25 protein-coding genes are annotated in these 24778 nt (G+C 73.7%); 6 read left to right on the plus strand and 19 right to left on the minus strand.

Translation table 11 applies throughout. The features are described 5' to 3' along the window. Positions 1-26 precede the first annotated feature (26 nt). Complete coding sequence (locus tag IF43_RS0113470; RefSeq protein WP_030199034.1) at positions 27-1406, plus strand: MFS transporter; 1380 nt, start codon at positions 27-29, stop codon at positions 1404-1406. Positions 1407-1661: 255 nt separating this feature from the next. Continuing rightward, positions 1662-2036: an RNA polymerase-binding protein RbpA gene (locus IF43_RS0113475; protein ID WP_003959706.1), complete on the plus strand. Its 375-nt coding sequence runs from the start codon at positions 1662-1664 to the stop codon at positions 2034-2036. Between the two features lie 217 nt (positions 2037-2253). Here the strand turns inward: IF43_RS0113475 and fxsA are convergent, their stop codons facing one another. The 4 genes from fxsA to IF43_RS0113495 form a co-directional block, all read right to left on the minus strand. Beyond that, entirely contained in the window at positions 2254-2847 is a 594-nt protein-coding gene (gene fxsA, locus IF43_RS0113480; RefSeq protein WP_030199038.1) for an FxsA family membrane protein, read from the minus strand. 55 nt (positions 2848-2902) lie between these two features. Continuing rightward, on the minus strand, positions 2903-3718 hold the full coding sequence (locus tag IF43_RS0113485; RefSeq protein ID WP_037888409.1) for a polyprenol monophosphomannose synthase: 816 nt from the start codon (positions 3716-3718) through the stop codon (positions 2903-2905). Between the two features lie 401 nt (positions 3719-4119). Further along, the gene (locus tag IF43_RS0113490) at positions 4120-5763 is read right to left on the minus strand and encodes an amidohydrolase (RefSeq protein ID WP_051795273.1); all 1644 of its coding nucleotides are present in this window, start codon (positions 5761-5763) and stop codon (positions 4120-4122) included. Between the two features lie 66 nt (positions 5764-5829). Further along, on the minus strand, positions 5830-6270 hold the full coding sequence (locus tag IF43_RS0113495) for an Lrp/AsnC family transcriptional regulator (RefSeq protein ID WP_030199054.1): 441 nt from the start codon (positions 6268-6270) through the stop codon (positions 5830-5832). Between the two features lie 214 nt (positions 6271-6484). Here IF43_RS0113495 and IF43_RS0113500 point away from each other — a divergent pair, with 214 nt between their 5' ends. Then, positions 6485-6901 carry a hypothetical protein gene (locus IF43_RS0113500; RefSeq protein WP_030199058.1) on the plus strand — a complete coding sequence of 139 codons (417 nt, stop codon included), beginning with the start codon at positions 6485-6487 and terminating at the stop codon, positions 6899-6901. Positions 6902-6950: 49 nt separating this feature from the next. On the opposite strand, the gene IF43_RS0113505 is transcribed toward IF43_RS0113500, so the two are convergent. Beyond that, a complete protein-coding gene (locus tag IF43_RS0113505) occupies positions 6951-8042 on the minus strand; it encodes a phosphotransferase family protein (RefSeq protein ID WP_030199061.1) in 1092 nt (363 codons plus the stop codon). 67 nt (positions 8043-8109) lie between these two features. Continuing rightward, positions 8110-9243 carry a hypothetical protein gene (locus tag IF43_RS0113510; protein WP_030199064.1) on the minus strand — a complete coding sequence of 378 codons (1134 nt, stop codon included), beginning with the start codon at positions 9241-9243 and terminating at the stop codon, positions 8110-8112. Between the two features lie 243 nt (positions 9244-9486). On the opposite strand from IF43_RS0113510, the gene IF43_RS39370 reads away from it, so the two are divergent. Continuing rightward, positions 9487-9738 (plus strand): hypothetical protein, encoded by a 252-nt coding sequence (locus IF43_RS39370; protein ID WP_078910134.1) that lies wholly within the window; start codon positions 9487-9489, stop codon positions 9736-9738. 106 nt (positions 9739-9844) lie between these two features. Here the strand turns inward: IF43_RS39370 and IF43_RS0113515 are convergent, their stop codons facing one another. The 3 genes from IF43_RS0113515 to IF43_RS0113525 form a co-directional block, all read right to left on the minus strand. Continuing rightward, positions 9845-11017, minus strand: a complete 1173-nt coding sequence (locus IF43_RS0113515; protein ID WP_030199067.1) for an acyl-CoA dehydrogenase family protein — start codon at positions 11015-11017, stop codon at positions 9845-9847. 330 nt (positions 11018-11347) lie between these two features. Further along, positions 11348-11497, minus strand: coding sequence for an SCO1431 family membrane protein (locus tag IF43_RS40660; protein WP_107048481.1), 150 nt, complete (start codon positions 11495-11497; stop codon positions 11348-11350). 135 nt (positions 11498-11632) lie between these two features. After that, on the minus strand, positions 11633-13033 hold the full coding sequence (locus IF43_RS0113525) for a peptidase C39 family protein (RefSeq protein ID WP_030199077.1): 1401 nt from the start codon (positions 13031-13033) through the stop codon (positions 11633-11635). A 131-nt stretch (positions 13034-13164) separates the two neighbouring features. Between IF43_RS0113525 and IF43_RS0113530 the strand changes: the two genes are divergently transcribed. Continuing rightward, positions 13165-13755, plus strand: coding sequence for a uridine kinase (locus IF43_RS0113530; RefSeq protein ID WP_051795291.1), 591 nt, complete (start codon positions 13165-13167; stop codon positions 13753-13755). 404 nt (positions 13756-14159) lie between these two features. Next, entirely contained in the window at positions 14160-16091 is a 1932-nt protein-coding gene (locus tag IF43_RS0113535) for an AAA family ATPase (RefSeq protein ID WP_030199083.1), read from the plus strand. A gap of 7 nt (positions 16092-16098) precedes the next feature. Here IF43_RS0113535 and IF43_RS0113540 read toward each other — a convergent pair whose 3' ends face one another. From IF43_RS0113540 to ribD, 10 genes are all read right to left on the minus strand, one after another. Continuing rightward, positions 16099-17181 carry a hemolysin family protein gene (locus IF43_RS0113540; protein ID WP_030199088.1) on the minus strand — a complete coding sequence of 361 codons (1083 nt, stop codon included), beginning with the start codon at positions 17179-17181 and terminating at the stop codon, positions 16099-16101. Further along, positions 17178-18584, minus strand: coding sequence for a hemolysin family protein (locus tag IF43_RS0113545; RefSeq protein ID WP_078910135.1), 1407 nt, complete (start codon positions 18582-18584; stop codon positions 17178-17180). The genes IF43_RS0113540 and IF43_RS0113545 overlap by 4 nt, the downstream gene beginning before the upstream one ends. 178 nt (positions 18585-18762) lie before the next feature. Next, positions 18763-19221 (minus strand): PH domain-containing protein, encoded by a 459-nt coding sequence (locus IF43_RS0113550; protein ID WP_030199094.1) that lies wholly within the window; start codon positions 19219-19221, stop codon positions 18763-18765. Beyond that, positions 19221-20069 carry an ATP phosphoribosyltransferase gene (gene hisG / locus IF43_RS0113555; RefSeq protein ID WP_030199106.1) on the minus strand — a complete coding sequence of 283 codons (849 nt, stop codon included), beginning with the start codon at positions 20067-20069 and terminating at the stop codon, positions 19221-19223. The genes IF43_RS0113550 and hisG overlap by 1 nt, the downstream gene beginning before the upstream one ends. Positions 20070-20144: 75 nt before the next feature. Then, positions 20145-20417: a phosphoribosyl-ATP diphosphatase gene (locus tag IF43_RS0113560; protein WP_030199108.1), complete on the minus strand. Its 273-nt coding sequence runs from the start codon at positions 20415-20417 to the stop codon at positions 20145-20147. A 109-nt stretch (positions 20418-20526) separates the two neighbouring features. After that, a complete protein-coding gene (ribH, locus tag IF43_RS0113565) occupies positions 20527-21012 on the minus strand; it encodes a 6,7-dimethyl-8-ribityllumazine synthase (protein ID WP_030199114.1) in 486 nt (161 codons plus the stop codon). 102 nt (positions 21013-21114) lie between these two features. After that, positions 21115-22416 (minus strand): bifunctional 3,4-dihydroxy-2-butanone-4-phosphate synthase/GTP cyclohydrolase II, encoded by a 1302-nt coding sequence (locus tag IF43_RS0113570; protein WP_030199115.1) that lies wholly within the window; start codon positions 22414-22416, stop codon positions 21115-21117. Beyond that, positions 22413-23069, minus strand: coding sequence for a nicotinamide mononucleotide transporter family protein (locus IF43_RS0113575; RefSeq protein ID WP_030199116.1), 657 nt, complete (start codon positions 23067-23069; stop codon positions 22413-22415). Before IF43_RS0113575 ends, IF43_RS0113570 begins: the two co-directional genes overlap by 4 nt. Beyond that, complete coding sequence (locus IF43_RS0113580) at positions 23066-23692, minus strand: riboflavin synthase (RefSeq protein WP_030199117.1); 627 nt, start codon at positions 23690-23692, stop codon at positions 23066-23068. The genes IF43_RS0113575 and IF43_RS0113580 overlap by 4 nt, the downstream gene beginning before the upstream one ends. Continuing rightward, positions 23693-24757 (minus strand): bifunctional diaminohydroxyphosphoribosylaminopyrimidine deaminase/5-amino-6-(5-phosphoribosylamino)uracil reductase RibD, encoded by a 1065-nt coding sequence (ribD, locus tag IF43_RS0113585; RefSeq protein ID WP_030199120.1) that lies wholly within the window; start codon positions 24755-24757, stop codon positions 23693-23695. Between the last annotated feature and the right edge of the window lie 21 nt (positions 24758-24778).

Raw genomic sequence — 24778 nt, forward strand, 5'->3', positions numbered from 1 at the left:
TGCCGGACGGGAACGAGGGGGCACCGGTGAGTGCGGAGACCACAGAGCAGGGCGCGGGGCGGGCGGCCGAGGGGCCGGTGCCGGGCGCGGCCGAACGCAAGCGGGAGCAGCACGGCTGGTACTTCTACGACTTCGCCTGCTCGGTCTACTCGTCGACGGTGCTGACGGTGTTCATCGGCCCGTACCTGACGACGATGGCGGAGGCGGCGCAGGACGCGCGGGGATACGTCCACCCGCTGGGGATCCCGGTCCGGTCGGGCTCGTTCTTCGCCTACGCCGTCTCGGTCTCGGTGATCGTCGCGGTGCTGGTGATGCCGCTGGTGGGCGCTGCCGCGGACCGTACGGGCCGCAAGAAGCCGCTGCTCGCGGCGGCCGCCTACACCGGCGCGGCCGCGACCACGGCGATGTTCTTCCTCGGCGGCGACCGCTACCTGCTGGGCGGGGTCCTGCTGATCGTCGCGAACGCCGCGATGTCGGTCTCGATGGTGCTCTACAACTCGTACCTGCCGCAGATCGCCGAGCCGGCGGAGCGGGACACCGTCTCCTCGCGCGGCTGGGCCTTCGGCTACACCGCGGGTGCCTTCGTCCTGATCCTGAACCTGGTCCTGTTCCAGTCGCACGAGTCCTTCGGGATCTCCAAGGACGCGGCGGTGCGCATCTGCCTGGCCTCCGCGGGCCTGTGGTGGGGCGCGTTCGCGGTCATCCCGCTGCGCCGGCTGCGGGACCGGGCGGCGGTCCGCTCGGGCGCCGGCCACGCGGCGGCCGGGTCCGGCTGGAAGCAGCTGGTCGCCACGCTCAAGGACATGCGGCGGCACCCGCTCACGCTGTCGTTCCTGCTGGCCTACCTGGTCTACAACGACGGCATCCAGACGGTGATCTCGCAGGCCTCCGTGTACGGCAAGCAGGAGCTGGGGCTGGAGGACTCCACGCTGATCACGGCGGTCCTGCTGGTCCAGATCCTGGCGGTGGCGGGCGCGATGGCCATGGGCCGGCTGGCCGTGTCGTTCGGAGCGAAGAAGACCATCCTGGGGTCCCTGGTGGCGTGGACGGTGACCCTGGCGGCCGGGTTCTTCCTCCCGGCCGGGGCGCCCGTGTGGTTCTTCGTACTGGCGTCGATGATCGGGCTGGTGCTGGGCGGCAGCCAGGCGCTGTCGCGCTCGCTCTTCTCGCACCTGGTGCCCGCGGGCAAGGAGGCGGAGTACTTCTCGGCGTACGAGATGAGCGACCGCGGCGTGAGCTGGGTGGGGCCGCTGGTGTTCGGCCTGACGTACCAGGTGACCGGCAGCTACCGGGACGCGATCATCTCGCTGGTGCTGTTCTTCGCACTCGGGTTCGTGCTGCTGGCGCGGGTGCCGGTGCGGGAGGCCGTGGCGGCCGCCGGGAACCCGGTTCCGGACCGGATTTAGACGTCGAAGTCAAAGGCCGGTAGTGTACGCCTTTGGCCTGCCAGGCGGACCGTTACTGCGTGCTCATCAAGTGAAAACGTTGGGTGACATCTGCTGCCAGATGTGACAAAACGGGCATTGGTGGGTACAACAAGGGGCGGCACGACGGGCGACGCACGACCCGGAGCGGGAATCTATACCGCCGACCGGACGTTGACCGGATGACGACGACAGCGACACCTGTCCTGTGGGCGACAAGCCCGGGAGGCACGATTCATGAGTGAGCGAGCTCTCCGCGGCACGCGCCTCGTGGTTACCAGCTACGAGACGGACCGTGGCATCGATCTGGCCCCGCGCCAGGCGGTGGAGTACGCATGCCAGAACGGACATCGATTTGAGATGCCGTTCTCGGTTGAGGCGGAGATTCCGCCGGAGTGGGAGTGCAAGGCGTGCGGCGCCCAGGCACTCCTGGTGGACGGCGACGGGCCCGAGGAGAAGAAGGGCAAGCCCGCGCGAACGCACTGGGACATGCTCATGGAGCGGCGTACCCGCGAGGAGCTGGAAGAGGTGCTGGCCGAGCGGCTGGCCGTGCTCCGCTCCGGAGCCATGAACATCGCTGTGCACCCGCGGGACAGCCGCAAGTCCGCCTAACCGCGTACGAAGCACATCACGAGCCGAGGGCCGTACCACTTCCGGTGGCACGGCCCTCGGCTCGTCGTGCTCGCACGGCCCGGCCCCGCACTACTCCCCGCACGCCCCGCATCCTCCGCGCACGACCCCGCATCCTCCGGGCACCTGCGCGAACGGCGCCGGGCCGCCCCGCTGCGGGGCGGCCCGGCGCCGTTCGTCGCGCTCGGGGGTCAGGGGGTCAGGGGGTCAGCGGCGGGCGCGGGGGCTGGAAGGGGCCTGCGCCACCAGGTCCTGCGGGCGCGTCCTCGCGGACGACCTCGCCCTGCACGACCTTTCCGTCGGGGTAGTGGATCCGGGCCTGCTGGTACGCGCTGCCGAAGCCGCCCGGGGCGGCCGTGGCCAGCCGGCGCTGGAAGGCCCGGCCGAGCAGCTTCGCGATCCGCTCGCGGACGCCCGGAACCAGGCACAGCAGCCCGGCGGCGTCGGAGAGCAGGCCGGGCACCATCAGCAGCAGGCCGCCGAGCATCGTCATGCCGTTGCCGCTGCCGCCGCTCCGGCCCGGGGCGGCCGGGGCGCCGCCGGGGCCCGCCTCGGCGGCCCGGACGCCTTCCCGGAGGTTGGCGAACGCCCGCCGGCCGGCCCGCTTGATGACCACCGCGCCCAGCACCACCCCGCCCGCGAGCAGCGCGAACACGGTGAAGCCGCCGGCGGCCCGGGCGACCAGGGTCAGCAGCCAGATCTCCAGGACCGCCCACGCGACGACCGCGAGGGGCAGGAACGTACGGGCCCGGGAACGCCTGGGAGCCGTCGGGGAGGAAATGCCGCTCATCATGCACTCAAGTGTGCCGGGAGCGCCGCCGGAGCGGGATAAAGGCCGGTCGGGAGGGTCAGCGGCCGGAGGGGCGCCCGGGGCCGGAGGGGCGGCCGAGCAGCTTGCCCGCCCGGGTGGTCAGCCCCCAGGCGGTGACGCGCCACAGCGCCTCGACCACGATGTCGCGACTCATCTTGCTGTCGCCGAACTCGCGCTCGACGAACGTGATCGGCACCTCCACCACATGGAAGCCGGCCTCCACCGACCGCCGGGCGAGGTCGACCTGGAAGCAGTAGCCCTGCGAGGCGACCCGGTCGAGGCCGAGGCCCTCCAGGGTCTCGCGGCGGAACGCCCGGTAGCCGCCGGTCACGTCCCGGATCGGGACGTCGAGCATCAGGCGGGAGTAGGTGCTGCCGCCGCGCGAGAGGAGCTTGCGGTGCGCGGGCCAGTTGACCACCCGGCCGCCCGGCACCCAGCGCGAGCCCAGGACCAGGTCCGCGCCCTTGAGCGCGGTCAGCAGGCGGGGCAGTTCCTCGGGCTGGTGGGAGCCGTCGGCGTCCATCTCCACCAGCACGCCGTAGCCCTGCTCCAGGCCCCAGCGGAAGCCGGCCAGGTAGGCGGCGCCGAGGCCCTCCTTGCCCTTGCGGTGCAGCACCTGGACGTGGTCGTCCTCGGCCGCGATCTCGTCCGCGATCTTGCCGGTGCCGTCGGGGCTGTTGTCGTCCGCGACCAGGACGTGCGCGTCGGGGACCGCCGCGCGGACCCGGTCGACGATCGGCCTGATGTTCTCCGCCTCGTTGTAGGTCGGGATGATCACCAGGGTCGTGCCGAGCGGCCCGTACTTCCTCTCCCGGGCTCCGCCCGGGGGGACTCCCACACCGCCGTCGCTCACTGATACCCCTTATCGCGTCCGTTCACAGCAGTCCCACCTTAGCGAGACGTGGTGGGGGCGGAGCGGATCGGGGCCCGGAGTCCTTCGGGCCGGTCCGGCTCCCCCACCGGCTGCGGGCGGCCGTGACCGTTGTCTACTGGACGGCCGGGCCCCACCCGGGTCGCACCGCCGGCCCGGCGAAACCTTCCCTCGCCCCCGAGGCGCGGGCGCGCTGAACGTGCGGGTTCGACCGGTCCGGACGTCCTGTGGTGGACCGGGCAGAACCTACCCGCGGACCGGCAGTCGCTGTCAACACGCCTCTGACCAGCGGATCTCCGCGAAGCGCCTGGTCAGTGCGGAGGCCCGGGCGGGCAGCGCCCCGGCCCGGGCCACGTCGTTCGGCGCAGCGGCCCCTACCGGGATCACTCCTGTGGGCGTACGTAGACCGTCCGGCCGCCCACCACGGTCGCCAGGCACTCCGGCAGCTCCCGGCCGGGGGTGAGGTCGGGCAGGCCGGGGGTGCCCGAGCGGGGGTCCGTGGACCAGCGGGCGACCCGGTCGTCGGGGGCCTGCACGACGAGTTCGTCGGTGCGCCAGACCGCGTAGTCGGCCGGGGCCCCGGGCACCAGGACGCCGGCGTCGTCGCGGCCGAGGGCGCGCCAGCCGCCGCGGGTGTGCGCGGTGAAGGCGGCCCGTACGGAGACCCGGTGCTCGGGCGTGCGGTGGAACGCGGCCGCCCGCACGGTGCCCCACGGGTCGAGCGGGGTGACCGGGGCGTCCGAGCCGAAGGCCAGCGGCACGCCGGCGCGCAGCAGGGCCGCGTACGGGTTGAGGGTCCGGGCCCGGTCGGCACCCAGGCGCTCGGCGTACATGCCCTCCTCGCCGCCCCAGTACGCGTCGAAGGCCGGCTGCACCGAGGCGGTCAGGCCCAGCTCCGCGAAGGCGGCGATGGTCTCGGGGGTCATCATCTCCGCGTGCTCGACGCGGTGCCGGGCGGCCCGGATCCGGGCGGTGCCGAGCTTCTCGGCGGCGGCCCGCATGCCGTCGACCACGGCGGTGACGGCGGCGTCGCCGATGGCGTGGAACCCGGCCTGGAGACCGGCCTCGGTGCAGGCGGCCACGTGCGCGGCCACGTCGGCGGCGGACAGGTACGCCGTGCCGGTGTGCGGGGCGTCGAGGTACGGGTCGTGCAGGCAGGCGGTGTGGGAGCCGATGGCCCCGTCGACGAAGAGGTCACCGGCCGCGCCGACGGCGCCGAGCTCGCGGGCGCGGGCGGCGTCCTGCTCGGCCCAGTAGCCGTGGACGCGGACCCCGGGCTCGGTGGCGGCCAGCTCCAGCAGGGCGGTGAAGTCCTCGGGCGAGGAGATGGTCGGGCCGCCGCACTCGTGGACCGAGCCGATGCCGAGGGAGGCGGCCCGGGCCAGGGCGGCCCGCTGGGCCTCGGTGCGCTGGGCCGGGGTGACGGCGGCGAAGGCGGCGTCCCGGACGGCGTGGTGGGCGTCCCGGGTCAGCGGCCCGCCGTCCTCGAAGCCGTCGCGGTCGCGGACGCCGGGGACGAGGTCCAGCAGGGCGGTGGTGGCCACGGCGGAGTGCACGTCGATGCGGCTGAGGTAGAGCGGGCGGCCGCCGGTGGCGGCGTCCAGCTCGTCGCGGCGGGGGGCCCGGCGCTCCGGCCAGCGGGCTGCGTCCCAGCCGTGGCCGAGCAGGACCCGGTCGCCGGGCCGCTGGTCCGCGTACGCGGATACGAGCTCCAGGGCCCGGCCGAGGGTGGGGGCGTCGGACAGGTCGAGCCCGGTCAGGGCGAGTCCGGTGGCGGTGGTGTGCACGTGGGCGTCGGTGAACGCGGGGGTGACCAGCGCGCCGTCGAGGTCGACGACCTCGTCGGCCGCCTCGGCGAAGGCGTCCGCGGCGCCCTCGGAGCCCACCCAGGCGATGTGGCCGCGCTCGACGACCATCGCGGTGGCGAAGGGGTCGGCGGGGCTGTGCACCTCTCCCCTGCGCAGCAGGACGGTGCGGTGGGGTGCGTCGGCGGGGGTGTCCGCGGGGGTGGTGGCGCGCTGGGTCATGCGGAACAGTCTCGCGCCTTCGTGGGGCGGCGAGGACGTCGGGGGCCCGGTTCGCGCCGGTTCGCGTCAGATGCGGGGCGGGCGGGCTTCGTAAGGCGTCGACAGCACGACGGTGGTCCGGCTCGACACCCCGGCGAGGTGGCGGATCCGGCCCAGCAGGTCCTCGAGTTCGAGCGGGGTCGCCACGCGCACCTTGAGGATGTAGTTCTCGTCGCCGGCCACGCTGTGGCAGGCCTCGATCTCGGGCACTCCGGCCAGCCGCTCCGCGATGTCGTCGGGGGCACTGGGGTCGAAGGGCTTGACCGAAATGAACGCCGTCAGGGGCAGCCCGACGGCCTCCGGGTCCACGACGGCCGCGTACCCGCGGATGACACCGCGCTGCTCCAGGCGGCGTACTCGTTGGTGGACCGCCGACGTCGACAGGCCGGTGGCCTTGCCGAGGTCCGTGTAGCTCATCCGCCCGTCTCTGACGAGCAGCTCCACGATCTGACGGTCCAACTCCTCCATTGCGCTCATAGCGGCCCAACCTATGTCCCCGGGACCCCCCGGGCACAGTGTCGACGGCGCCGAAGTGGCACCTGCGGCGGGCATGTGACCAATACCACAGGGGTATGTAGGCGTACGCCGGGGTGTCGTGGTTACTCGTGCGCGGTGGCGGGAAGTGCTTGCTGTGGCCGAGGCCCGAACCGTCTGCCCGGCCCACCCAAGGGGGAGTACATCCATGCCGAACACCAAGCGCGCCGGTCGCACCGAGCCGGAGCCCCTCGATATCGACGACCTCGTCGAGGACGACGAACCGGACTTTGATTCCTTCGAGATCCACCACGCGACCTGCCCCGACTGCGGGCAGGCCATCGCGCTCGTCGCCGACGAGGAGTTCCTGCCGGAGCACGCGCTCTGCCTGACGCCGTGGAACCCGTTCGGGCTCACGGTGTGCCGCGGCACCGGCCGTCCCGCCGTGGAGGCGGAGCCCGCGGACCCCACCGGCGCCGAGGAGCTGGAGCCCGTCGTCCTGCTGTCCCTGCCGCAGGGCCTCGACTGGCGCAACCAGCCGTTCTCGCACGTGGGCGGCCCCGGTTCGCGGCCCGTCAGGATGCAACTGCCGCCGCAGCACCGGCAGCACGTCAAGGCCGCCTGAACGCCGGTCGGTTCGGGGCCGGGGGCAGGGCCCCCGGCCCGCCGCGCGCTCACCAGTAGGTGCCGTCCACCATGGCGGCCAGGCTGGCGTGGTGGAGGATGAGGCCGTCGGGGTCGGCGGGCAGCTCGACCTCGCCGAAGTACGCCTGCCGGTACGCGATCCGCAGCATGACGATCGCATGCCGCAGGGCGGCGTACAGCGTGTGGAACTCCATGGCGCGCGGGGTGTGGCCGGTGAGTTCGGCGTACCGGGACTCGATGTCCTCGCGGCGCAGGAAGTCCGGCAGTCCCGTCTGGCCGAAGGACACGGTCAGGTCCTGGAAGAACCGGTGCAGGTACACGGTCCAGCCCAGGTCGACCTCGCGGGGCGCGTACGCCGCCATCTCCCAGTCGAGCACGGCGGCGGGCTCGAAGCCGTCGTAGACGATGTTGCCGATGCGGGCGTCGCCCCAGCACAGGACGGCCGGCCCCTCGTCGGCGGGCCAGAGCGCGTCGAGCCGGTCGAAGGCCCGCTCGATGAGCGGGGAGCGGGCGAGTCCCCTCACCACCCAGGCGTAGTAGGCGCGTTGGGCCTCGACGTGCCTGCGCAGCGGGCTGCCGGTGCCCTCGGGGAGCAGGAACGCGGCCTCCTCGGCCGGGAACCGGTCGTGCAGCCGGGCGAGGACGGAGACGCTCGCCTCCTGGAGGCGGGCGCGTTCGGCATCGGTGGCGGAGTGCAGCCAGTTGCCCTCGTAGGTGTACGGCATGACGTCCGGCGGGACCCGGCCCTCTGCGCGGTCCATCACGAAGAACGGCGCCCCGAGCGGCTCGGGGTCCTCCTCCAGCCAGCGCACCGTGGGCACCGGGACGTCGGTGTGCCGGGCCACCAGGCTCATGACCCGGTACTGGCGGGCCATGTCGTAGGTCGGGAAGACCGTGTAGGCGGCGGGGTCCGCGGCCAGCCGCAGGGCGCAGGAGCGCACCGGGGCGTCGGGGTGGTCGACGGCGAGGAGCAGGGTCTCGCTGGACATGCCGTTGGAGCCGGGCACGCTGATGTCGGTGACCCGGGCGCCGGGCAGGTGCCGGCCGAGCCAGGCCTCCAGCCGGCGGCCGAGCTCCTCCGGCGCGCGCGTGGAGGTGCGGGGGCGGGGGGCGGTTGCCATGCGGTGGTTCCCCTCAGCTGGTGACGGCGGGTCGGGAGTGGCGCCTCGGTGGGGGGTGGCGGGCCGGTCAGGGGGCCACGGAGTCGTAGCCGGTGAAGCCGCTCGGGTCGTGGCGGCCGAAGCTGCCGTGCTCGAAGATCCCGTAGCCGACCCGCCCTTCGAGGGTGAAGCGGGCCGAGTGGTCGGTGACGCCGAAGGCCGCCATGGGGTGGGCGGACGGGTCGGACAGGTCGTACGTGCGCCGGTCGGTCCAGCCGCGGCCCTGCCAGCTGCCGTGCTGCCAGTCCGCGGCGGGCGGGTAGCCGGCGCCGACCGCCAGCGGCGAGGAGGCCAGGACCTCCACCCCGAGTTCGAGGGGCTTGCGGGCGGGGTCCGTCAGGTGGACCACGGCGCGCTCGGGGTGGCGGGTGCCGGGGCGGTAGGTGATGTCGGTGTGCGGCCAGCCCAGCTGTACGTCGCCCCGCCCGCCGCCGTCGGGGTGCACCATCAGGGCCTCGCTGAGCGAGCGGTGGCCGTCGGCGTCCTCCTGGGCGATGACCATCACGAAGCGGTCCTCGAAGCGGGCCGGGATCCAGAGCCAGTGGAAGCCGTCGGGCCGGTGCTCCTCGGCGGCGCGGCCGCCGTCCTCACCGGGGACGGGCCGGACGCCCCAGCTGCGGTCGCGGGTGCCGGTCCACTCCCCCGCGGCCAACCGGATCTCCTCGCCCCGGGCCCGTATCCAGCCGGTGGCCGAGCCGGCCTGGACGAAGCGGCGGCCCTCCAGCATGAGCCGGTCGCCGCGCCGCTGGACGTGGTGCGGCTCCCAGACGGCCGGGAAGTCGGCGGTCCAGGCGATCTCGTACGAGAGGCCGTCGGGGTCCGCCGGATCGGCCTCGCAGCGCAGGGTGAACCGCTTGAGGGGCTCGTCCACGGTGATGCGCAGCGGGCCGGTGGAGAGGTCCAGGCGGTCGTCGCCGAGGGCGTCGGAGGCGCGGACCGCGAGGAGGTCGTCCCCGAGGCGCAGGGTGGCGTAGGCGTCGATCACGCCGGTGTTGGGGTAGACGCCGAGGCCGAGGACGAGCACGGCGCGGCCGGCGTGGTCGAAGACGTGGAAGATGCAGCGGTCGTAGGCGTTGCGGTCGCCGGTGGCGACGTGCTTCATCGACAGCGGCACCTGGTGGATCGGGTACTCGTCAAGGGCGACGGGACGGTCCGCGGGCACGGTCGGCACCTCCTGGGGGCGGGCGGGCGAGCAGATATGACGGTACGTCAGATTCGCTGCGGGCGACCATACTCGTGTCACCCGCTGACAGGAATCCCGCGGCCGGATCGCGTGGGGCCGCCGCTCGCCCCCGTGTCCGCCCGCCCCCGCCCGGCGCCGCGGGGCGCTGGGCGGGGACGGGTCGAACCTATGGGCGCCCGCCCCGGGGTGTTACCTGGGTGGCGAGCGCCGCGTTGGCCGGTCATGACGATGCTTCACTCCGAGCCCAGCACCGGGCGGCGCCGCCGGCCGACGCCCCCGGGATACGAAGAATCGGTTCGGCGCAACGGCAGCCCCGCCGCGGCAGCCCCGCCGCACCCCGCCGACCCGCCGATCTACCGGGCGCTGCTGGCCCGTTGGACGGCGGACGGGCGCACCCTGCCGGGCCGCCGGGACCCCGAGTGGGCCCGGCTCACGTCGTCCCCCGTCTGGCCGGGCGGCGGCCAGCCACGCTGAGCCGGGCCCCGGAGCCCGGGGCGGGCCCGCCCCGAACGCGTACGGCCCCGCCGGGAGGGCGGGGCCGTACGGGGCCGGTCCCGGCGGCGGGACGGCGCGGGGTGCGTCAGCGGCTCTCGGGACCGGCCAGGTGCCGGGCGATGACCATGCGCTGGATCTGGTTGGTGCCCTCGACGATCTGGAGCACCTTGGCCTCGCGCATCAGGCGCTCGACCGGGAAGTCGGCGGTGTAGCCGTAGCCGCCGAGGACCTGCACCGCGTCGATGGTCACGCCCATCGCCGCGTCGGTGCAGAAGAGCTTGGCCATCGCGGCCTGCCGCGAGAACGGCTTGCCCGCGTCGCGCAGCCGCGCCGCGGCGAGGTACAGCGCCCGGCCGGCCTCGATGCGGGTGGCCATGTCGGCGAGCATGAAGCGCAGGCCCTGGAAGTCCGCGATCGGACGTCCGAACTGCTTGCGCCCGGTCGCGTAGGACAGGGCCTCGTCGAGCGCTGCCTGGGCCACGCCGATCGCGCAGGCCGCGATGCCCAGGCGGCCCGAGTCGAGGGCGGCGAGGGCGATGGTGAAGCCCTGGCCCTCCTCGCCCAGCCGACGGCCGTCGGGCACGCGGACCCCGTCGAAGTGCAGCTGGGCGGTGGGCGAGCCCTTCATGCCCATCTTCTTCTCGGGCACGGCGGCACTGAGGCCCTCCGCGTCGCCCGGCACCAGGAAGGCGGTGATGCCGCGGGGGCCCTCGCCGCCGCTGCGGGCCAGCACGGTGTAGAAGTCGGCCACCCCGCCGTGGGTGATCCACGCCTTGGTGCCGGTGATCACCCAGTCGTCGCCGTCGCGGACGGCCTTGGTGGTCAGGGAGGCGGCGTCGGAGCCGGAGGACGGCTCGGACAGGCAGTAGGCGCCCAGCAGGCCGCCGCCGAGCATGGCGGGCAGGAACTCGGCCCGCTGCTCCTTGGTGCCGAAGCCGGCCAGGCCGTGGCAGGCCAGGGTGTGGACGCTGGCGCCGAGGCCGACCGTGAGGCGGGCCGCCGCCAGCTCCTCCAGCACCTGGAGGTAGACCTCGTACGGCTGGTCACCGCCGCCGAACTCGGACCCGTACGGCAGGCCCAGCAGGCCCGCCTCGGAGAGCAGCGTGAAGACCTCGCGCGGGAAGCGGCCGGCCTCTTCCTCCTCGGCGGCCGACGGCCGGATCTCGCGCTGGGCGATGTCTCGTACCAGCGCGAGGAGGTCCCGGGACTCCTCGGTGGGCAGCTCTCGGTCCACCGGCTGCTGCGCGCGATCGGTCATGACGGCACTCTCCTCCCTGGTCGGGCACTGCGGCAACGCGCGTCGGGTTCGACGGCGCCGCCGGAACGTGTGCTCTCACAGCCGATGCTGCCCTCCCGGGTCACGGAAATGGCTGATCAGCGGCTGCGGCGGGTCGAGTATGCACGACAAATCCGGTCCCGTCACGGGTTCAAGATCACGGAACGCGGGACGAGCGGAACCCGCGCCACCGGCGAGCGGGGCGCGCCGACCCCGACAGGCGCGGTGCACTCCGGGACGAACTCCACGATGACGGTCAGCAGGGCCTGCCAGGTACGGACCAGCGGGGCGGCGGAACGCCCCGGGAGGGGGTCAGAGCAGCCCGGTCCGGGTGACGAACATCGCCACCACGAGCACGAGGATCCACCCGAGGACGTGCTCGAGCCACTTCGAGCCGTCCTGGGGGCCGCCGGTGCGCACGCGGGCACGGGCAAGGACGTGGCTGGCGCTGGTCGAGGTCATGGCTGTCTCGCTTCGGATCGTCCGGCAGTGGTCGCCCCCCGACGTCGTTCCAATGTGCCAGCCGGCCGGCGCCCGCGGGCGGAGACGTTGGTCACTCGCCCGCGGGCCGACCGGCCGTCCCCCACGGGGCGGCGGTCAGAGCACGCCCACCAGCCGCAGGGCCAGGCGCTGCTCCCGGGTGGGGTGGGCGGGGACGTAGAGGTAGCAGACGCCGCCCGGGCCCGAGACGACCTTCCCCGCGGCGTTGTACCGCTTGGTGCGCAGCCAGACGGTCTCGAACTCGTGCCGCCGGTAGACCCTCCGGACCTCGGCGTCGGTGGCGGAGTTCGGGTCGTTCGCCACGACGTCGCCCTCGGGTGTGAAGCCGATCACCGTCATCAGGTGCCCCGCGGTGCCGTAGCCGGCGCCGGTCAGCTCCTCCTTGAGGAAGGACTGGGAGGTGATCAGCGGGATCCCGGCCCGGACGAGGGTCTCGGCGTCGGTGAGCGAGCCGAGCCGGGTGACCACCGCGGCGAGGTCGGGGTAGGTGGCCGCGTACGCGGCGTTGAAGGGCCAGTTCCCGCAGCCCTTGTAGGCGGCGTCGTACGTCTGCCGGGCGGCGTGGCAGACCTGCGGGTCGGCGTACGAGGGGTCGACCCAGGCCAGGTCGCCGTCGTCGGGGCGGCGCCCCCAGTACTCGACGATCATCTGCGAGGAGGTGGGGCTGCACCACGCCTCGCCGCCGTTGTCGTACTGCGGGTACTGGCCCTTGTGGATCTCCTGCGAGTACCGCGGTACGTCCAGCTCGCCCACGTGCCGCGGGACCGAGGCGGGCACGGTGAAGCGGTCCGGTACGTCCGAGGCCATCGCCCCGACCAGCCAGACCACCGGGGTCAGCCGGGTGCGGGGGGTGCGGTAGAGGGTGAGGCGCAGGCGCCATGCGGCCAGCCGCAGCCCGCCCGCCGGGTCGTCGATGGCGAAGGTGTCGGTGCCGATGCTGCTGCGGCCGTCCTTCTGGCCGTCGACGGAGGTGCGGCGGATGTCGCCGTCCCCGGCGGCCCAGCGGCCCATCACGTACCAGGGGGTGGCCGTGCCGTCGGAGTACGCGCCGGCGAGCTCGACCTGGATCCAGGTGCCGGCGGGCGCGTGGGCGTTCCAGGAGGCGACCAGCTCGGTGGCCGGCACGGCGCTGACGTGCTCGGGCGAGACCCACGTCGCGTACTCCCACTCGCCCGTCCGGCCGGTGTGCGGATCGGTGTACGTGGTCACGCCCTCGGGGGTGGCGAGGGCCAGGCCGGGGCGGTGGCCGCCGAGGGCGACCGTGCCGCGGTGGGCGCCGGCCCGCCAGTGGCCGTAGCGGTGCCAGAACCGGTTGTCGACGTGCCGGGGTCCCCCGTGGGCCGGGTGGGCCGTCTCGGCCTCGGCGCCGGCCTCCTCCGGCGCCCGGTCCGGTGCGCCGACCGCGGCGGCCGTCCCGGGGGCGGTACCGGCGGCGACGGCCGCGACGGCGGCGGCGAGCACGGTCCGGCGTGCGGTGGGTGCGGTGGGTGCGTTCATGATCGGAGGACCCCCTGTCGGTGCGACTTCCCTGTCATAGGTGAACGTACGCTGATGAGGTGCACCGCCCCGACCAACCCGAGGAATTCGGCGAGCCCGGCGACCTCCGTGAGCTCGCCGGACGACTCGCCGTGCTGCCGCCCTCGTGCGGCGCGGTGCGGCTGGTCGCGGTCGACGGGCACGCGGGCTCGGGCAAGAGCACCTTCGCCGGCCGGCTGGCCGCGGCCCTCGGCGGGGCGCCCGTGCTCCACCTCGACGACGTGGCGACGCACGAGGAGCTCTTCGGCTGGACGGCCCGGCTGCGCGCGCAGGTGCTGGAGCCGCTCGCGCTCGGCCGGCCGGCCCGCTGGTTCCCGTACGACTGGGTGGCCCGGCGCTTCGGCCCCGCGCGCGTGCTGGAGCCCGCGCCGGTGCTGCTCGTCGAGGGCGTCGGGGCCGGCCGGCGGGCACTGCGCCCGCACCTGGCGCACCTGCTGTGGATGGAGACGCCCCGGACCGAGTCCTGGGGCCGGGGGCGCCGCCGGGACGGCAGCGGCCTGTCCGGTTTCTGGGACGGGTGGGAGCGCGCGGAGCTCGCGCACTTCGCGGACGACCCTTCGCGCCCCTTCGCGGACACCCTGGTGCGTCAGAGGGGTACGGGATACGAGTGGACTTCCGGGGCCTCAGCGACGCCCGGAACCCCCGTTTCCGTCACCGACAGTGACGGCCTGCCCCGGGCCTGACCAGCACCTCCGGACGGCCGCCGGGGAGCCCCGCGACCCTGCTTGACCTGGCGCCCGCCGAGGTCTTACGTTCTCAATGTGCGGTCTTCCAAGGCCGACACGGACACGAAGCCCCCGATTGTTCCCCCGTGATCGGGGGCTTCGTTCTGCCCGCGGCCCCTCCCGGAGGCCCCCGGCACCCCTCCCACCCTCACCCTCCGTCACAGGCGTCGCGGCGGTCCTCCGCGAGGAGTGCTCGCGACAGCCTGTGTCAGGACAGTAACCGCAGGTACGATGCGACCCTGTTTCACGGCTCGTACGGCTCAGTCGCGCCAACTCCCGTCGCCGACGGGGAGGTTTGGTCAGTCCGGCAGCCGGGCAGAGGCCCGGTCGCGCACCACGGGGGCAGGCTTGTGGGGGATGGGATGGACTTCGGCACGCAGGGCAGCACGTACGCCCCGGCCGAACTCGCCTGGTTGCGAGGGGTCGACGCCTACACGATGGGCGCGTACCCGCAGGCCGAGGAGGAGTTCCGGGCGGCCGTACGCTTCGACCCCACGATGGCCGACGCGTGGCTGGGCCTGCACGCGCTGCGCGTGGACACCACCAACGCGCTGCTGCGCATGTACGCCCACCGCGACCGCTTCGGCGAGCAACGGGCCCGGCACCGACGGACGTTGAACTCCTGGTACTGGCTGGGCTGGTGGGTGCAGCCGGTGCTCGAGAACCGCCGGGACCTGTTATTGGCGCACGCCTCGCACTGGCTCGACGGCCGCCACGTGCCCGAGCTGGACCAGGCGTTGGCGGAGCTGCCCCCGGTGGACACCGACCCCCAGGTGCGCTTCCTGCACGCCTGCCGGGCCTACCTCGTCAAGGACTGGGACCAGTTGGTGCGGCACACCGAGCCGCTCGTGGACGACGCGCTGCTGGGCATCGAGGCGGGGCTGTTCGGCGGCATGGCGCGGGTGCGCCTCGAGATGTACGGGCAGGCCGAGCCCATGCTGTCGGCCGCGCTGATGCGCTGCCGCAGCGAGCAGCCGCAGCGCAAGGAGCTCCGCTACTGGCTGGCCCGGGCGCACGAGGGCACCGGCCGCAGCGCCGCCGCACTCCCCCTGTACCGGGCGGTGCACCGGGTCGACCCCGCGTTCATGGACACCGCGGCCCGGCTCACCGCGATCGCCGAGGGCGACGGGCTGGACGGGCCCGAGGGCCTCGGCGGCTACGATCCGGCACTCTCGGCCGACCTGGCCGCCGTGGCCCTGTCCGGGGGCCTCGGGCAGGACGCCGCCGAGGGCCCGGGCGAGCCGGAGGCCGGGGCCGGGGATCCGGCGGACGGGCGCGAGCCGCGGTTCGGGCCGGGCCCGGGCGGGGCGGCGGTGGTGTCCGGGGGCCTGCGCGAGGGGGCGCGGCGCAAGTCCGTTCCGGCGCAGCCGGGGCCCGCGGGCCTGCCCACCGGGCCGGCCGATCCGGAGCTGCTGGCCGAGGCGCTGGCCGAGCTGGAGCGGATGGTGGGGCTGGAGCCGGTCAAGCGGCAGGTGAAGGCGCTCTCGGCGCAGCTGCACATGGCGCGGCTGCGGGCCGTGCAGGGGCTGCCGGTCCAGCCGCCCAAGCGGCACTTCGTCTTCTCCGGGCCCTCGGGGACGGGGAAGACCACCGTGGCGCGGATCCTGGGGCGGGTGTTCTACGCGCTGGGGCTGCTGGGCGGGGACCACCTGGTGGAGGCCCAGCGGGCCGATCTGGTCGGCGAGTTCCTGGGCCAGACCGCGGTCAAGGCGAACGAGCTGATCGACTCCGCGCTGGGCGGGGTGCTGTTCGTCGACGAGGCCTACAGCCTGTCGAACTCCGGGTACAGCAAGGGCGACGCGTACGGGGACGAGGCCCTGCAGGTGCTGCTGAAGCGGGCCGAGGACAACCGCGACCACCTCGTCGTCATCCTGGCCGGCTACCCGGCGGGGATGGACCGGCTGCTCGCCACCAACCCCGGGCTGTCGTCGCGGTTCACCACGCGGGTGGACTTCCCGAGTTACCGGCCGTTGGAGCTGACCGCGATCGGCGAGGTGCTGGCGGGAGCGAACGGGGACTGCTGGGACGAGGAGGCGCTGGACGAGCTGCGCAGCATCAGCGGGCACGTGGTCGACCAGGGATGGATCGACGAGCTCGGCAACGGGCGGTTCCTGCGGACCCTGTACGAGAAGAGCTGCGCGTACCGGGACCTGCGGCTGGCCGGGTACGCCGGTACCCCGACCCGGGAGGACCTCGCCACGCTGCGGCTGCCGGACCTGATGCAGGCGTACGGGGAGGTCCTGTCCGGGCGGGGCCCGGCGGACCGGGGGCGGCCGGAGCCGCCCCCGGTCTAGGGGTGTCTCACACGCCGGCGAGGCTGGAGGCGGCCGGGCTGGACGGTGTCGGGCCCGGCTTGACGCGGCGGTGGGCCGGGTCGCGGACCTCGCCGACCAGCATCTCCAGGACGTCCTCCAGGGCCACCAGGCCCAGGACGCGTCCGTCCGGGTCGGCGACCTGGGCCAGGTGGGTGGCCTCGCGGCGCATCACCGACAGGACGTCGTCCAGCGGGAGGGTGGAGCACAGGGTCGCCATGCGGTGCCAGACGTGCTGCGGCACGGCCCGCTCCCGCTCCTCCAGGTCGAGTACGTCCTTCACGTGCAGGTAGCCCATGAAGGCCCCGCTCTCGGCCCGCACCGGGAAGCGCGAGAAGCCGGTGCGGACGGTCAGCCGCTCCACCTCGCGCGGGGTGACCGAGGGCCCCACCGTGACCAGCTGGGCGGGGTCGAGGAGGACCTCCGTCACCGGGCGGCTGCCCAGTTCGAGGGCGTCCTCCAGGCGCTCCTGCTCGACCTGCTCCAGGAGCCCGGCCTGCCGGGAGTCCTCGACCAGCCGACCCAGCTGCGCGCTGGTGTAGACGGCCTCGACCTCGTCCTTGGGCTCGACGTGGAAGAGCTTGAGCACCAGTCGGGCGCACGCGCCGAGGGCCGTGGTGACCGGCCCGCAGACGCGGGCGAAGCCGACCAGGCCCGGACTGAACCACAGGGCGGCCTTCTCCGGGGCGGCCATGGCGAGGTTCTTGGGGACCATCTCGCCGATGACCAGGTGGAGGAAGACCACGGCGGCCAGCGCGACCGCGTAGCCCAGCGGGTGGATCAGCCCCTCCGGCACGCGGACGGCGTGGAACACCGGCTCCAGCAGCCGGGCGACGGTGGGCTCCGCCACCGCGCCCAGGGTGAGGGAGCAGACCGTGATGCCGAACTGGGCGGCGGCCATCATCCGCGGCAGGTTCTCCAGGCCGTGGAGGACCTGGCGGGCCCGCGCGGAGTCGGCGGCCAGCGGTTCGATCTGGCTGCGGCGCACCGAGACCAGGGCGAACTCGGCGGCCACGAAGAATCCGTTGGCGAACACGAGGAGGAGGGCGAAGAGCAGTTGGAGCGTGTTCACCGGCCCACCGCCAGCTCCGGGGCGCCCGCGGGGGCGCCGATCGCGCCGTGGCCGGGCTGCCCGTGCGGAGCGCCGTCGCCCTGCTCGGGAACGGGGCCGGTGCGCACCAGGCGCACCCGCTCGGCCCGGTAGCGGCCGACCTGGCGGACGGAGAGCTTCCAACCGGGCAGCTCGGCCCGGTCGCCCGGGGCCGGGATGCGGCCGAGCAGGTCGGCGACGAGGCCGGCAACGGTCTCGTACGGGCCCTCGGGGACCTCGAGGCCTATCCGGCGCAGGGTGTGGACCCGGCAGGAGCCGTCCGCGTCCCAGGCGGGCCGACCGTCCTCGGCGGGCACGGTGGCCAGCTCGGGGGTCTCCTCCTCGGCGCGGTCGTGCTCGTCGCGGACCTCGCCGACGAGCTCCTCGACGATGTCCTCCAGCGTGACGACACCGGCGGTGCCGCCGTACTCGTCCACGACCACGGCCATCGGCTGCTCGCTGCGCAGCCGCTCCAGCAGCGGCTGGAGCGGCAGGGTGCCGGGCACCAGCAGGGGGGCCACGGCGATGCGGCTGACGCTGACGGCCGTGCGCTGGTCCTCGGGCACGGCGAGGGCGTCCTTGAGGTGGACCACGCCGACGACCTCGTCGATCCGCTCGCGGTAGACCGGGAAGCGGGACAGGCCGGTGGCGCGGGTGAGGTTCAGGACGTCGGTGGCGGTCGCGGTGGACTGCAGGGCGCTGACCTTCACGCGCGGCGTCATGACGTGCTGTGCGGCCAGGTCGCCGAGGGACAGGGTGCGGACGAACAGGTCCGCGGTGTCCTGCTCCAGTGCGCCCTGCTCGGCCGAGTGGCGGACCAGGGAGACGAGTTCGCCGGGGGTGCGGGCGGAGGCCAGCTCCTCGGTGGGCTCGACGCCGAGGGCCCGGACGAGCCGGTTGGCCACGGAGTTGAGGCCGGCGATCACCGGGCGGAACGCCTTTGAGAAGGCGTTCTGCGGGCCGGCGACGAACCGGGCGACCTGGAGCGGGCGGGAGACGGCCCAGTTCTTCGGGACCAGCTCGCCCACCACCATCTGGACGGCGGAGGCGAGCAGCATGCCGGTGACGACGGCGATCCCGGAGACGGCGCCCCCGGGCAGGCCGAGGGCCGACAGCGGTCCGGTGAGCAGGGCCGCGAGGGCCGGCTCGGCGAGCATGCCGGTCACCAGGGAGGTGATCGTGATGCCCAGCTGGGTGCCGGAGAGCTGGAACGACAGCTCGCGCAGGGCGGTGACGACGGTGCGGGCCCGCCGGTCGCCCTCGGCCGCGGCGCGCTCGGCGTCGGGCCGGTCGACCGTGACGAGGCCGAACTCGGCCGCCACGAAGAAGCCGTTGGCCAGGATCAGGGCGAAGGCCGCCGCGAGCAGAAGTAGCGGGATGGTCATGCCGTCGCCTCGAGGGAGGTGGCGGCGCGGGTACTACCGGACGATCCGTCCATCGCTGGAGGGAGTCACTCCTCGAAATAGCAGGGGCCCAGGGCCCTCGGGGACCGGGGCGCGGGGCGGGGCGCACGGATGCGCCCCGCCACCAGGGTAGTCATTGGGATCGTGACCGCAATGGCGGTCAGTTGTCGTGTGCGCCGCTGCCGCGGGTTTCGGCGAGGGCGCGCAGGGCCCGGGCGTCCGCGACGGCCTTCGCCCTGGCGACGCCGGGCTGGATGCCGAGGGCGGCCAGGCTCGTGCCGTCGTTGAGGTCGAGGAACACCCAGGGGTCGCCCGGACGGAGGTTGACCCGCAGGATCTGGGCCCACTCCAGCCGCCGCTTGCTGGTGAGGTTGACGACGGTGACCCCGTCCTCGTCCGCGACCACCTTGGGCCGGCTGAGCAGCACGAGCACCGAGCTGAGCAGGACTGCGGTGAGGACGAAGCTGAGCCGCTCGCCGGTGCTGAGCCGGTCCAGCAGCACGGCGATGGCCGTGATGGTGGCGAACACGCCCGCCCCGGCGGCGAGCAGCACGATCCGGGTACGGGTGGGCCGGAAGGTGACGGGCAGGGCGGGGGTGGCGGGAGCGTCGGTGGACATCAGAGGCGGCAGGCGTGGATCGAGGTGGTCAGGATCGCGCGGGCGCCGAGCTCGTACAGGTCGTCCATGATGCGCTGGGCGTCCTTGGCGGGGACCATGGCGCGCACGGCGACCCAGCCCTCGTTGTGGAGCGGGGAGACGGTGGGCGACTCCAGGCCCGGGGTGAGGGCGACGGCGCGCTCCAGGAACTCGGCGCGGATGTCGTAGTCCATCATCACGTACGAGCGGGCGACCAGGACGCCCTGGAGGCGCCGCAGGAACTGCTGGACCTGCGGGTGGTCGGCGTCGGCGCCGTGCCGCCGGACGACCACGGCCTCGGACTTGAGGATCGGGTCGCCGATGACCTCCAGGCCGGCGTTGCGCAGGCTGGTGCCGGTCTCGACGACGTCGGCGATCACCTGGGCGACGCCGAGCTGGATGGCGGTCTCGACGGCCCCGTCGAGGTGGACGACGGAGGCGTCGATGCCCTGCTCGGCGAGGTGCTTGGCGACGATGCCCTCGTACGAGGTGGCGATCGTCATGCCCTGGAAGTCCTCCGGGCCCTTGGCGGTGCCGGGCTTGGTCGCGTACCGGAAGGTGGACCGGCCGAAGTTCAGCGGCAGGATCTCCTCGGCGCTGGCGCCGGAGTCCAGGAGCAGGTCGCGGCCGGTGATGCCGATGTCCAGCTTGCCGGAGGCGACGTAGATCGCGATGTCCTTCGGCCGGAGGTAGAAGAACTCGACCTCGTTCTCCGGGTCGACGGTGACGAGCTCCTTGGACTCCTTGCGCTGGCGGTAGCCGGCCTCATGGAGCATCTCCATCGCAGGTCCGGAGAGTGAACCCTTGTTGGGGACGGCGATGCGCAGCATGGGGCGGTTCCTTTGTTCGCGTGGAGAAATGCGCTGTGCGGAGCGGACTGGGGCGGGCCGGTCGTCGGTGGCCGGTCAGAGGTGCTTGTAGACCTCGTCGAGCGAGATCCCGCGCGCGACCATCATCACCTGGACGTGGTACAGCAGCTGGGAGATCTCCTCGGCGGCGGCTTCCTTGCCCTCGTACTCGGCGGCCATCCAGACCTCGGCGGCCTCCTCGACGACCTTCTTGCCGATGGCATGCACTCCCTTGCCCACGAGCTCGGCGGTGCGGGAGGTGCTGGGGTCGCCGGTGGCGGCCTTGTGCTGGAGCTCGGCGAAGAGCTCTTCGAAGGTTTTGTTCGCCATGATGTCCTTAGAGTACGGGTTCACCCGGGCGCCGCAGCGCCAGGGTTCACTCCTTGGACAGGCACCGGGGGTCTCCCGGCGCCGGGTCCGTTCCTCCGCGCGAGGGGTCCTAGCGCCAGGGCTCGCTGACGGTGCGCAGGGTCATGGCGGTGGCGACCGCGGCGGTGACCGCTTCGTGTCCCTTGTCCTCGTTCGAGCCCTCCAGGCCCGCACGGTCCAGCGCCTGCTCCTCGTTGTCGCAGGTCAGTACGCCGAAACCGACGGGGACGCCGGTGTCGATCGACACCTGGACCAGGCCCTGGGTGACGCCCTGGCAGACGTAGTCGAAGTGCGGGGTGCCGCCGCGGATGACGACGCCGAGGGCGACGACGGCGTCGTACCCGCGCCCGGCGAGGACCTTCGCGACGACCGGGAGCTCGAAGCTACCGGGGACCCGCAGCACCGTGGGCTCGTCGATGCCGAGCTCGTGCAGGGCGCGCAGGGCCCCGTCCACGAGGCCGTCCATGATCTTCTCGTGCCACTGCGCCGCGATCACCGCGACCCGCAGGTCTCCGCAGTTCTTCACGCTCAGTTCGGGTGCGCCCTTGCCGCTCACGACTCTCCTCGATCGGTTCTCTGGTGCTGGTGCGGTGCTTCTCTGCTGGTGCTGGTGCTGGTGCTGCCGGTGGTGCGGGGTGGAACTCGAATGGTGCGGGTGTCACTGGTTGGCGCACGTGGACACGGCGGCCACCGAGTCCAGCCAGGGCAGGTCGTGCCCCATGCGGTCGCGCTTGGTGCGCAGGTACCGCAGGTTGTGCTCGCCGGCCTCGACGGGCATCGGCTCGCGGCCGGTGACCTCGATGCCGTGCCGGACGAGCGCGGCCGACTTCTCCGGGTTGTTGGTCAGCAGGCGGACGCCGCGCACGCCGAGGTCGGCGAGCATCTGGGCGCCGGCGCCGTAGTCCCGGGCGTCGGCGGGCAGGCCGAGCTCCAGGTTGGCGTCGAGGGTGTCGCGGCCGCGCTCCTGGAGCTCGTACGCGCGCAGCTTGGACAGCAGTCCGATGCCGCGGCCCTCGTGGCCGCGCAGGTAGACCACCACGCCCCGGCCCTCCTTGGTGATCCGCTCCATGGAGGCGTGCAGCTGGGGGCCGCAGTCGCAGCGCTGGGAGGCGAAGATGTCGCCGGTCAGGCACTCGGAGTGGAGGCGGACCAGGACGTCCTCGCCGTCGCCGATGTCGCCGTGGACGAGGGCGACGTGCTCGACGCCGTCGACCGTGGAGCGGTAGCCGTACGCGGTGAACTCGCCGAACGCGGTGGGCAGGCTGACCTCGGCCTCGCGGCGCACGGTGGGCTCGGCGGAGCGGCGGTAGGCGATCAGGTCCTCGATGGAGATGATCGTCAGACCGTGCTTGCGGGCGAACGGGATCAGCTCGGGCAGCCGCAGCATGACGCCGTCCTCGCCCGCGATCTCGACGATGGCGCCGGCCGGGCGCAGGCCCGCGAGCCGGGCCAGGTCGACGGCGGCCTCGGTGTGGCCGTTGCGGACCAGGACGCCGCCGGGCTTGGCGCGCAGCGGGAAGATGTGGCCGGGGCGGACGAAGTCCTCGGCGGTGCTGGAGCCGGCGGCCAGCAGCTGGAGCGTGGTGGCGCGGTCGGCGGCCGAGATTCCGGTGCTCACGCCGTGCGCGGCGGTGGCGTCCACGGAGACGGTGAAGGCGGTCTGCATCGACTCGGTGTTGTTCTGGACCATCTGCGGCAGTTCGAGCCGGTCGAGCTCGTCGCCCTCCATGGGCGCGCAGATCAGGCCGCGGCACTCGCTCATCATGAAGGCGACGATCTCGGGGGTGGCCTTCTCGGCGGCGATGACGAGGTCGCCCTCGTTCTCGCGGTCCTCGTCGTCGACGACCACGACCGGGCGGCCCGCGGCGATGTCGCGGATCGCCTGCTCGACGGGGTCGAGGCGGAAGTACGCGTCGTCGTTGTCCGGGACGGGCGTGAGGGTGGGCTTGAGGGAGGTCATGCCGCCGCTCCTTCCAGGGCCGTGGCGGGGGTGGTGGTGCGCGAGCGCTGGTACCAGTCGTAGGCGCCCCACAGGACGAGGGCTCCGTAGATCACGTAGACGAAGGCGGAGAAGGCGTAGCCGCTGGTGAAGGCGAGGGGGACGCCGACCGCGTCGACCAGCAGCCAGGCGAACCAGAACTCGACCATGCCCTTGGCCTGGGCGTACATCGCGACGATGGTGCCGACGAAGATGTACGCGTCCGGCAGCGGGTTCCAGGACATCCACGGGTAGAGCGTGAACAGGCCCGTGACCGCCAGGGTGCCGACGGCGGCGGCCGCCAGCAGCAGGCCGCGCTCCTTCCAGGTGGCGAAGCGGACGGCGAGCGAGCCGTCCTGCGCCTGCTGCCGGCCGCGGGTCCACTGCAGCCAGCCCCAGGCGGCCACGAGCATGACGACGACCTGCTTGCCGGCGCTGCCCGAGAGGTGGCCGGCCGCGAAGGCGGTGAAGAGGATCGCGCCGGAGAGGAACTGGGTCGGCCAGGTCCATATGGAGCGGCGCCAGCCGAGGGCGAGGGCGATCAGGCCCATCGTGTTGCCGATCATGTCGGACCACTTGATGGGCTTGCCGAAGGCAGTGAAGGCTTCGGAGTTCAGCCAGGTCAGGGCGCTCACCGCCCGTCCTCCTTCGCCGCGTGCAGCGGGTCCACGCCGGCGGCGAGCAGCCGCTCCACGTACTTCGCCAGGACGTCGACCTCGAGGTTGACCGGGTCGCCGGGCTGCTTGATGCCCAGGGTGGTCAGCGCGAGGGTGGTGGGGATGAGGCTGATCGTGAAGTAGTCGGCGGCGGCCTCGACGACCGTGAGGCTGACGCCGTCGACGGTGATCGAGCCCTTCTCCACCACGTACCGGGACAGCTCCGCCGGCAGGGAGACCTTGACGATCTCCCAGTGCTCGGAGGGGGTGCGCGAGACGATCGTGCCGGTGCCGTCCACGTGGCCCTGGACCAGGTGGCCGCCGAGGCGTCCGCCGAGGGCCATGGGGCGCTCCAGGTTGACCCGGGAGCCGGGGGCGAGGGCGCCGAGGCTGGACCGCTTGAGGGTCTCCTGCATCACGTCGGCCGTGAACTCGCCGTTCTCGGTCTCCACGACGGTCAGGCACACGCCGTTGACCGCGATGGAGTCGCCGTGCTTGGCGCCCTCGGTGACGAGGGGGCCGCGCAGGCGGAAGCGGGAGGCGTCCGGGAGCTGCTCGACGGCGGCGACCTCGCCCAGTTCTTCGACGATTCCGGTGAACACTCAGTGCTCCTTGGGGGCGGTGGTGGGTACGGCGGTGATGCGGAGATCGGTGCCGACGCGGACGGCCTCGGTGATGTCGAGGCGGACCGCGCCGGCGATGTTCGTGATGCCGGCGTCGCCGAGGGCGGCCGGGCCCGCGCCGAGCAGGGCGGGGGCGAGGTAGCCGACGACGCGGTCGACGGCGCCGGCCTCGAGGAAGGCGCCCGCGAGGGTGGGGCCGCCTTCCAGGAAGAGGGCGCGCACACCGCGGGCGTACAGCCGGGCGAGCAGGTCGTGGACGCCGATGCGGCCGTCGTGCAGCGGCAGGCGCAGCAGGTCTACGCCGGGCAGGTGCCGGGTGTCGGCGTCCGCGCCGACCACCAGCAGGGTGGGGGCCGCGTCGTCGAGGACGCGGGCGGTCGGCAGGATGCCGGCGCGGGTGTCCACGGCGATGCGCAGCGGCTGGGTGGCGCCCTCGACGCCGCGGACGGCCAGGTGCGGGTCGTCGGCGCGCAGGGTGCCGGCGCCGACCAGGACGGCGTCGCTCTCGGCGCGCAGCCGGTGGACGTCGGCGCGGGACTCGGGGCAGGTGATCCAGCGGCTGGAGCCGTCCGCGGCGGCGCTGCGGCCGTCGAGGGTGGCGGCGTACTTCCAGGTGACGTGCGGGCGGCCCAGCCGTACGGCGGTCAGCCAGGCGGTGTTGCCGGCCTCGGCCTCGTCGGCGAGCAGTCCGCCCGAGGCCTCGACGCCGGCCGCGCGCAGGGTGGCGGCACCGCCGGTGGCCTGCGGGTTCGGGTCGCCGACGGCATAGTGGACGCGGGCGACACCGGCCTCGATCAGGGCCTGCGCGCACGGGCCGGTGCGGCCGGTGTGGTTGCAGGGCTCGAGGGTGACGTACGCGGTGCCGCCGCGGGCCGCTTCGCCGGCCGCGCGCAGGGCGTGGACCTCGGCGTGCGGTCCGCCGGCGCGCTGGTGCCAGCCCTCGCCGACCACAGCGCCCGACGCGTCGGTGATCACGCAACCGACGACCGGGTTGGGGCTGGTGGAGCCGAGACCACGGGCGGCGAGCGCGATGGCGCGGCGCATCGCCTGCGTGTCGGCGGTGGT

The organism is Streptomyces sp. NRRL S-87 (assembly GCF_000719335.1).
Classification (GTDB): Bacteria; Actinomycetota; Actinomycetes; order Streptomycetales; family Streptomycetaceae; genus Streptomyces.

Bases quoted from the DNA above. Each gene is read 5' to 3' on its own strand.
- IF43_RS0113475 (WP_003959706.1), top strand. From the start codon at position 1,662: ATGAGTGAGCGAGCTCTCCGCGGCACGCGCCTCGTGGTTACCAGCTAC.
- fxsA (WP_030199038.1), bottom strand. From the start codon at position 2,847: ATGATGAGCGGCATTTCCTCCCCGACGGCTCCCAGGCGTTCCCGGGCC.
- IF43_RS0113490 (WP_051795273.1), bottom strand. From the start codon at position 5,763: ATGACCCAGCGCGCCACCACCCCCGCGGACACCCCCGCCGACGCACCC.
- IF43_RS0113495 (WP_030199054.1), bottom strand. From the start codon at position 6,270: ATGGAGGAGTTGGACCGTCAGATCGTGGAGCTGCTCGTCAGAGACGGG.
- IF43_RS0113500 (WP_030199058.1), top strand. From the start codon at position 6,485: ATGCCGAACACCAAGCGCGCCGGTCGCACCGAGCCGGAGCCCCTCGAT.
- IF43_RS0113505 (WP_030199061.1), bottom strand. From the start codon at position 8,042: ATGGCAACCGCCCCCCGCCCCCGCACCTCCACGCGCGCGCCGGAGGAG.
- IF43_RS39370 (WP_078910134.1), top strand. From the start codon at position 9,487: ATGACGATGCTTCACTCCGAGCCCAGCACCGGGCGGCGCCGCCGGCCG.
- IF43_RS0113515 (WP_030199067.1), bottom strand. From the start codon at position 11,017: ATGACCGATCGCGCGCAGCAGCCGGTGGACCGAGAGCTGCCCACCGAG.
- IF43_RS40660 (WP_107048481.1), bottom strand. From the start codon at position 11,497: ATGACCTCGACCAGCGCCAGCCACGTCCTTGCCCGTGCCCGCGTGCGC.
- IF43_RS0113525 (WP_030199077.1), bottom strand. From the start codon at position 13,033: ATGAACGCACCCACCGCACCCACCGCACGCCGGACCGTGCTCGCCGCC.
- IF43_RS0113535 (WP_030199083.1), top strand. From the start codon at position 14,160: ATGGACTTCGGCACGCAGGGCAGCACGTACGCCCCGGCCGAACTCGCC.
- IF43_RS0113545 (WP_078910135.1), bottom strand. From the start codon at position 18,584: ATGACCATCCCGCTACTTCTGCTCGCGGCGGCCTTCGCCCTGATCCTG.
- IF43_RS0113550 (WP_030199094.1), bottom strand. From the start codon at position 19,221: ATGTCCACCGACGCTCCCGCCACCCCCGCCCTGCCCGTCACCTTCCGG.
- hisG (WP_030199106.1), bottom strand. From the start codon at position 20,069: ATGCTGCGCATCGCCGTCCCCAACAAGGGTTCACTCTCCGGACCTGCG.
- IF43_RS0113560 (WP_030199108.1), bottom strand. From the start codon at position 20,417: ATGGCGAACAAAACCTTCGAAGAGCTCTTCGCCGAGCTCCAGCACAAG.
- IF43_RS0113570 (WP_030199115.1), bottom strand. From the start codon at position 22,416: ATGACCTCCCTCAAGCCCACCCTCACGCCCGTCCCGGACAACGACGAC.
- ribD (WP_030199120.1), bottom strand. From the start codon at position 24,757: ATGCGCCGCGCCATCGCGCTCGCCGCCCGTGGTCTCGGCTCCACCAGC.